Source organism: Clostridium sp. MCC353 (genome assembly GCF_018785315.1).
GTDB lineage: Bacteria > Bacillota > Clostridia > Lachnospirales > Lachnospiraceae > CHH4-2.
In genome coordinates, this window is record NZ_WQPN01000073.1 from 41,740 (window position 1) to 48,623 (window position 6,884).

General features: G+C 49.0%; 5 protein-coding genes. All 5 read left to right on the forward strand.

Annotated elements, in window-relative coordinates; translation table 11 throughout:
* Nucleotides 1–579: 579 nt before the first annotated feature.
* The 5 genes from GPL15_RS14690 to GPL15_RS14710 are packed head-to-tail and all read left to right on the forward strand — an operon-like array spanning nucleotide 580 to nucleotide 6,797.
* Nucleotides 580–1,284 (forward strand): response regulator transcription factor, encoded by a 705-nt coding sequence (locus tag GPL15_RS14690; RefSeq protein ID WP_103228008.1) that lies wholly within the window; start codon nucleotides 580–582, stop codon nucleotides 1,282–1,284.
* Nucleotides 1,274–2,419 carry a HAMP domain-containing sensor histidine kinase gene (locus GPL15_RS14695; protein WP_346344983.1) on the forward strand — a complete coding sequence of 382 codons (1,146 nt, stop codon included), beginning with the start codon at nucleotides 1,274–1,276 and terminating at the stop codon, nucleotides 2,417–2,419. The genes GPL15_RS14690 and GPL15_RS14695 overlap by 11 nt, the downstream gene beginning before the upstream one ends.
* A 16-nt stretch (nucleotides 2,420–2,435) precedes the next feature.
* Complete coding sequence (locus tag GPL15_RS14700) at nucleotides 2,436–4,940, forward strand: hypothetical protein (protein ID WP_252198428.1); 2,505 nt, start codon at nucleotides 2,436–2,438, stop codon at nucleotides 4,938–4,940.
* Nucleotides 4,940–5,890 carry an ABC transporter ATP-binding protein gene (locus GPL15_RS14705; RefSeq protein WP_215699433.1) on the forward strand — a complete coding sequence of 317 codons (951 nt, stop codon included), beginning with the start codon at nucleotides 4,940–4,942 and terminating at the stop codon, nucleotides 5,888–5,890. Before GPL15_RS14700 ends, GPL15_RS14705 begins: the two co-directional genes overlap by 1 nt.
* Nucleotides 5,880–6,797 (forward strand): ABC transporter permease subunit, encoded by a 918-nt coding sequence (locus GPL15_RS14710; protein ID WP_215699434.1) that lies wholly within the window; start codon nucleotides 5,880–5,882, stop codon nucleotides 6,795–6,797. Before GPL15_RS14705 ends, GPL15_RS14710 begins: the two co-directional genes overlap by 11 nt.
* The last annotated feature ends 87 nt before the right edge of the window (nucleotides 6,798–6,884 follow it).

Genomic DNA, 6,884 nt, shown 5'->3' on the forward strand with positions numbered 1-6,884 from the left:
TAGAATGGCACCACAAATTTCTCCCGCCATCCTATGCCCGGGCCTTCCTATTTAGTCCTCAATTTCCGCCTTTTTTACTCCTCCACCCCCTGTAAATTCTTTTTCTTAAACCCGCGATACCCAGCTAAGAAACCGGGATCCGGCGGGGCGGCGGGCGTGTGTGGGCGAAGGGCGACTGATGGAAGAGATCGGGATATCTTAGCGGAAATGAGGCAGAAAAAGCAGGTGAATGTTGAAAACCGAATCAACATTCAAGGCGCCCGGAGAGGTAATGTCATGAGGAGATTACCTCGACTGGCGCCGGTCCTGCTTTTTCTGTCTCATTTCCGCTTAGATATCCCCTCTCTGTAATCCGGAGCCCTTCGCCCACACACGCCCGCCGCCCCGCCGGATCCCGGTTTCTTAGCGTCCCTCCCGCCAACACCCCCAAAAAAAATTTACAATATAATCTCCATTTTGACAGAAATTCCCTAGCTCTTTGTAATAAAAAAGTAAGGCAAAACGTATATTCTTGTGGTACACTATAGTGGAGAAAGCTACAACCAGTCTGCGCCGCAGGCTGACAAAGGAGGAAAGGCTATGTCACAGATTAATATTCTGGTAGTGGATGACGAGAAAGAGATTGCCGAATTAGTTGAAATTTATCTGGTTAGTGATGGTTATAAGGTATTTAAAGCGGAGAACGCCCAGCAGGGGCTGTCTATATTAGCGCATGAGGAGATTCACCTGGTACTCCTGGACATTATGATGCCGGGAATGGACGGACTTGAGATGTGCAAGAAGATAAGAGAGACCAACAACATTCCGATTATCATGCTCAGCGCCCGTTCTACGGATTTAGATAAGATATTAGGGCTCGGAACCGGTGCGGACGATTACGTGGTGAAGCCGTTTAATCCTCTGGAGCTGACGGCCAGGGTGAAATCCCAGCTGAGACGTTATACCCAGCTCAATCCCAACAGCGCGGCCCATGAGAATGCTAAGAATGAAATTATTATAAAAGGTCTGGTGATCAACAAGGATAACCACAAAGTCCTGGTGGATGACGAAGAGATTAAGCTGACCCCCATTGAATTTGATATCCTGTATCTGCTGGCGTCCAATCCGGGCAAGGTGTTCAGTACTGACGAGATATTCGAAAAGGTCTGGAATGAGAAAGTATATGAGGCCAATAATACGGTTATGGTACATATCCGCCGTCTTCGTGGAAAGATGAAAGAGGACAGCAGACAGAGCAAGATTATCACCACCGTGTGGGGGGTAGGATACAAAATTGAAAAATAATGATATGAGCCGGCGTTTCCATACCCGCGTAATAATGAACATTATATACAGTGCGGTGGTCGCCTGCCTTGTGGAGATTTTTGTAGTGACCAATCTGGCCATGCTGGCCGATTATATGGAGACTTCAGGGCGGACCAATTCCGTTATCATTCTTTTTAAGTCCTCCGATGTCTGGATTATTCTTTTATACGTACTTTTGGGCATCGGCGTATTTTCCATCACATTTCTCTTGCTTCAGGAGCGCTCCATGAAGTATATTTCCAAGATTTCAGCCGCCATTCAGAACATTTCAGAAGGCGATCTGAACACGGTGGTGGAGATTGTGGGGGATGACGAGTTCTCCACCATGGCCGCCAATTTGAATAAGATGGTGGAAGACATCAGGGAACTGATGGATAAGGAGAGGGAATCGGAACGGACGAAGAACGAACTGATTACCAATGTGGCCCATGACCTCAGGACCCCGCTCACATCCATTATAGGATATCTGGAACTGCTGTCCGGCAATACGCCGATTCCTGCGGAGATGCAGAAGAAATACATAAATATCACATATACCAAGGCGAAGCGTCTGGAAAAACTGATCGAAGACCTGTTCGGCTTTACCAAGCTGAATTATGGAAAGATTTCCATGAAAGCGGCTCCGGTGGATATTGTAAAACTTCTGAGCCAGTTATTGGAAGAATTTTACCCCAATTTTACAGAAAAGAACCTGGCCTATGAACTGCAGAGCAATGTTCCGGCTAAGATCATAACCGCGGACGGCAACCTTCTCGCCCGTCTTTTTGATAATCTGATCAACAATGCCATCAAGTACGGCGCGGAAGGAAAAAGGATTCTGGTCAAGGTCCATGCCACCAATACGGTTGTGACGGTATCGGTGACCAACTATGGCTATGTGATCCCCAAAGACGAGCTGCCGCTGATTTTTGACAAGTTTTACAGAGTGGAACAGTCCCGGTCTACCAATACGGGAGGCACAGGGCTGGGGCTTGCCATAGCGAAGAACATTGTGGACATGCACGGCGGCCTTATTACAGTATCCAGCGACCTTTCAGGTACGGTATTTACGGTAAAATTAAAGGTGAATTTTGATATTAACAAAGAAAATTTCGGCATGCCGGATGAGAAATAGTTTAATGGAGACAGAGATGAGCAATCAAAAGAATAAGCGGAAAAAGAACAGGATGACAGCGGTCCTTTGCCTGGCAGCCATGCTCGCTGTGGCCGGGACCTTTTTGGTTTCTGCATCGGAAAAAGCAGCTGCCGGGATGGAGCCGTCCCAGGCGGCTGCTTATGTATTGGGAGAAGAGGCCGTAACCATGGAAGTCAATTACGGCTATGACAATACGGCCAAGGGCGGAAGATATGTGCCGGTCTGGATTGACCTTGTAAACAGCGCCGATCAGGCGTTCCAGGGCAAAATCCAGATCCTTTCCATGGAATCGGATTATGAGATTTACAGATACGAATATCCTGTGGCCATCGATGCAGGCGGCTCTGCCGAGGAACATGTCAACATCCCTCTCGGCAACCGGGCGGACCAGCTCTTCGTTTCCCTGGTTGATGATAATGGGCAGAAAGTGGTGGAGAAGCGCCTGAAGCTGAATGTCAGCCTGGAAGTTTCCGAACTGTTTATCGGCGTGCTGTCGGATCAGCCGGAGAAATTGAGCTATCTTAACGGGATAGGCGTGAGCTACAGCATGCTGAGGACGAAAACATTTAATCTGACCAAGGAAACATTTCCGGAAGAAGAGATCGGGCTGGATCTGGTGGATGTGATCTTAATCAGCGGCTACCGGATCCGCGACTTGTCGGAGCGTCAGACCACCATTCTGATGGAATGGGTGAAGAACGGCGGGGTGCTGATTCTGGGAACGGGAAACCGGGTGGATGATACGCTGGGGCGGTTTGCCCCGGAATTATTGGACGATTCCTATGATGCTCCGGCTGTGATGTCAGTCAATATGGGGCTGGAATTTGATACCAGCGGCCCTCTGGATTCCAATATCGAGATTCCCTGCGTGGACGTGTCCCTTCATGGGGGCAATGTGATCTTTTCGGATGACCAGATGCCTCTTTTGTCGTCTGTGAGCCGCGAAAAGGGGATCATAGCGGTTGCCGCGTATGATTTTGCGGACATCGAGGAATTCTGCCGGGAGAATCCGTCCTATGTGGATAAACTGTTCACAAACCTTATGGGTGAGGAGCGGATCAACCGTCTGGCGGAGGCTGTGTACAGCGGGAATTCCAACCAGTATTGGTCGGTGAAGAGCATGATTAATACGGGAAATGTAGATAAACTTCCGGAAGTGCCTCTTTATGTGATGGAGATCATCATCTACATCCTGTTGGTGGGGCCGGGGCTTTACATTTTCCTGAAACAGAGGGATTTGAGGGAATACTACCGGCTTGGAGTTGTGGTGCTGTCCGTGCTGTTTACCGGAATCATTTATCTGATGGGCAATAAGACCAGGTTTGAGGATACGTTTTATAATTATGCCAGGTTTATTGACGCGTCTGAGGATATGATCAGTGAATCCACGTATATCAATATCAGGACGCCTTTTAACAAACCCTATTCCCTCAGCTTAAACCCGTCCTATTCCGTCCGTCCTGTGACGCGGAGTTACTACTATGAGATGATGTCTTCCCCCACCAGGTTTACCGGATCGGAGGACTATAATATCGCCATCAACTATGGGCCGGAGAAGACCAAGATTTCCGCCCAGAACGTGGTGGCATTTGAGCCAAAATACTTCCAGCTTGAGAAGAGCGAGGAAAATGTAAAACGCATCGGCTTCGAGGGCCGGGTGAATCTGTTCGATGGAAAAATCAGCGGATCGGTCACCAACTCCTTTGATTATCCGGTGGAGAACGCCACGCTGATCATGTATGGAACCATGGTTATGCTGGGAGATATGCAGCCGGGAGAGACGAAAAAGCTGGACGGACTTGAGCTGATCCGTTATCCGGTAGGGCAGTATTACATTGTGGCTGAGAACATTTCAGGAGGCAGCCGTTATAAAAAGGCGGATATCGAGGATGAATACTACCTGGATGCCCTGGAAAAGACCAATGCCCTCATCTTCTATCTGGATAATTTCATGACCTCCTATACTTCGGATGCGCGTGTGGTGGGCTTTGTTAAGAGTGAAGAGAACCTGAATCTGATGGTGGAAGGGGAGTATGAACATGACGGCCTGACTGTTGTCACATCGTCTCTTTCCGTTAATCCTTACAGGGACCGCATGGTATCCCGGTCGGCGCTGATGAAGCGGCCCAAGATCGTGAGCGGGCAGTACGATCCCATGAGCAACATTTTATATGGAATCGACCCGGTGGTTCTGGAGTATTCACTGGGAAATGACATCGAAGTGGAGCGGATTAAGCTGAACATGATCTCCGATGTGTTCCTGAGCAACGAAAAGTACGGATATATGACGCCGTTTTCCGGCAATATGTATTTTTATAATTATAATACAGGTATTTTTGATGTTCTGGATCCTAAGAAGACGGAGTACAGCGTATCGGATCTGTCTCCTTATCTGTCGCCGAGCAACACCCTGACGGTGAAATACCTGTATGACAATACCGGCGAATACAGCTGGAATATCTTACTGCCTATGATTGATGTGATAGGGGAGGAACGATAATGCTTGAAATTAAAGAACTGAAAAAGAGTTATAAAAAATTCCCCGCCCTTGACGGTTTGGACATGGAGATTAAAGACGGAGCCCTCTATGGATTTGTAGGCCCTAACGGCGCGGGGAAGACGACAACCATAAAGATTATGACAGGGCTTCTGTACCCTGACAGCGGAACCGTTTTGATCGACGGGATTGACGCGGTGAAAAAACAGGATCAATTGAAGGAAAAGATCGGATATATACCGGATTTCTTCGGAGTTTATGACAACCTGACGGTGATGGAATATATGGAGTTTTTCTCTTCCTGCTACGGCATTTTCGGATTGAAGGCCAGAAAACGGTATATGGCGCTGTTGGAGCAGGTGGGGCTGGATGAAAAGGTGGATTTTTACGTGGACGGCCTTTCCAGAGGAATGAAGCAGAGGCTCTGCCTGGCCAGGGCGCTGATCCACGATCCGTCCATCCTGATTATGGATGAGCCTACATCGGGGCTGGATCCGAGAACCCGCTTTGAATTTAAAGAGATTCTCAATGAACTGAGAGAGCAGGGCAAGACCATTTTAATCAGTTCCCATGTGCTCTCCGAATTATCAGAAATCTGTACGGATATCGGGATCATTGAACAGGGAAAGATGGTTTTAAACGGGAGCATGAAAGAGATTCTCAGCAGAATCAATATCAGCAATCCGATTATCATCTCTGTTTACAGCAACCTTCAGCAGGCCCTGGCCGTGCTGAGAAGCCATCCTTCTGTGAAGACCATTTCGGTAAAGGAACAGGATATTATGGTGGGATTTTCGGGGGACCGTCATGACGAGGCCCTGCTTCTCCAGCAGTTAGTGGATGCGGATGTGCTGATTCACGGGTTTGCCAGGGAACAGGGCAGCCTGGAATCCCTGTTTATGCAGATCACGGATCACGAGGAAGAAAAGGTGGTGCTGGCTCATGAAAATTAATCCGGTATACCGAAGGGAGACGAAGGTGAGCACGAGAAGTTTCCGCCTGGCGCTCATTATTCTGGTTTTTAACGGGATCTTGTCCGTAGTCGCCCTTCTCAACATGTATTCAGTTATCGAACAGGTTAAAATAACGGCGGAGATCCAATATTCTTCCTTCCTGGAGATGTATATGTTTGTGGCTGCCATTGAATTTGTGCTGCTCATGTTTATAGTACCGGCAATCACGTCCGGAAGTATCAGCGGAGAGCGGGAACGGCAGACCCTGGATCTGATGCTGACTACGAAGATGACCCCGGCCCAGATTGTGATAGGAAAGCTGGGGGCGTCCATCAGCACCATGTTCCTTTTGATATTCTCAAGCTGCCCGGTGCTGGCGCTGGTGTTTGTATACGGCGGGGGAATGGTGTCGGATATTCTGATGCTGTTCCTCTGCTATGTGGCGGTGGCCCTGCTGGCAGGCAGCCTTGGGGTGTGCATGTCGGCCATCTTTAAACGCTCCACATTAGCCACGGTGGTTTCCTACGGAATCCTGATCGTGGTGGCGGCGGGCACCTATGCGGTCAATGCATTTGTGCTGGCCATGGCCCGCATGAATATGGCCAGTTATGCCAACACCATCGGAAGTGTAACCCAGCAGGCGAATTCCGGCGGTTTCCTCTATCTGCTTCTCTTAAATCCGGCTGTCACCTTTTATGCGGCCATCAACAAGCAGGCGGGGAACAACCAGGCGGTAAACAACATCACCCAGTGGTTTGGCGCCCATTCCGCCAATTTCATAACGCAGAACTGGATTTATATCAGCATCGGCGTTCAACTGGCGATTGCAGGGATTCTGGTGCTGGTCGCGATTAAGGCGATTTCTCCGAAGAAGAGAGGGAATAAGCAGAGACGGAGGAAGGAATAAAAATTCAGGGGAGCGGCGGAGATACGCTGTTCACCCATGGGGAAGAACCGGCCGGAGCCGGAACGGACAGCCCGTTGCGGGCTGTCC

Excerpts from the sequence above, each read along its gene's own strand:
- GPL15_RS14700 (WP_252198428.1), top strand. The coding sequence starts at position 2,436 with ATGAGCAATCAAAAGAATAAGCGGAAAAAGAACAGGATGACAGCGGTC.
- GPL15_RS14705 (WP_215699433.1), top strand. The coding sequence starts at position 4,940 with ATGCTTGAAATTAAAGAACTGAAAAAGAGTTATAAAAAATTCCCCGCC.
- GPL15_RS14710 (WP_215699434.1), top strand. The coding sequence starts at position 5,880 with ATGAAAATTAATCCGGTATACCGAAGGGAGACGAAGGTGAGCACGAGA.
- GPL15_RS14690 (WP_103228008.1), top strand. The coding sequence starts at position 580 with ATGTCACAGATTAATATTCTGGTAGTGGATGACGAGAAAGAGATTGCC.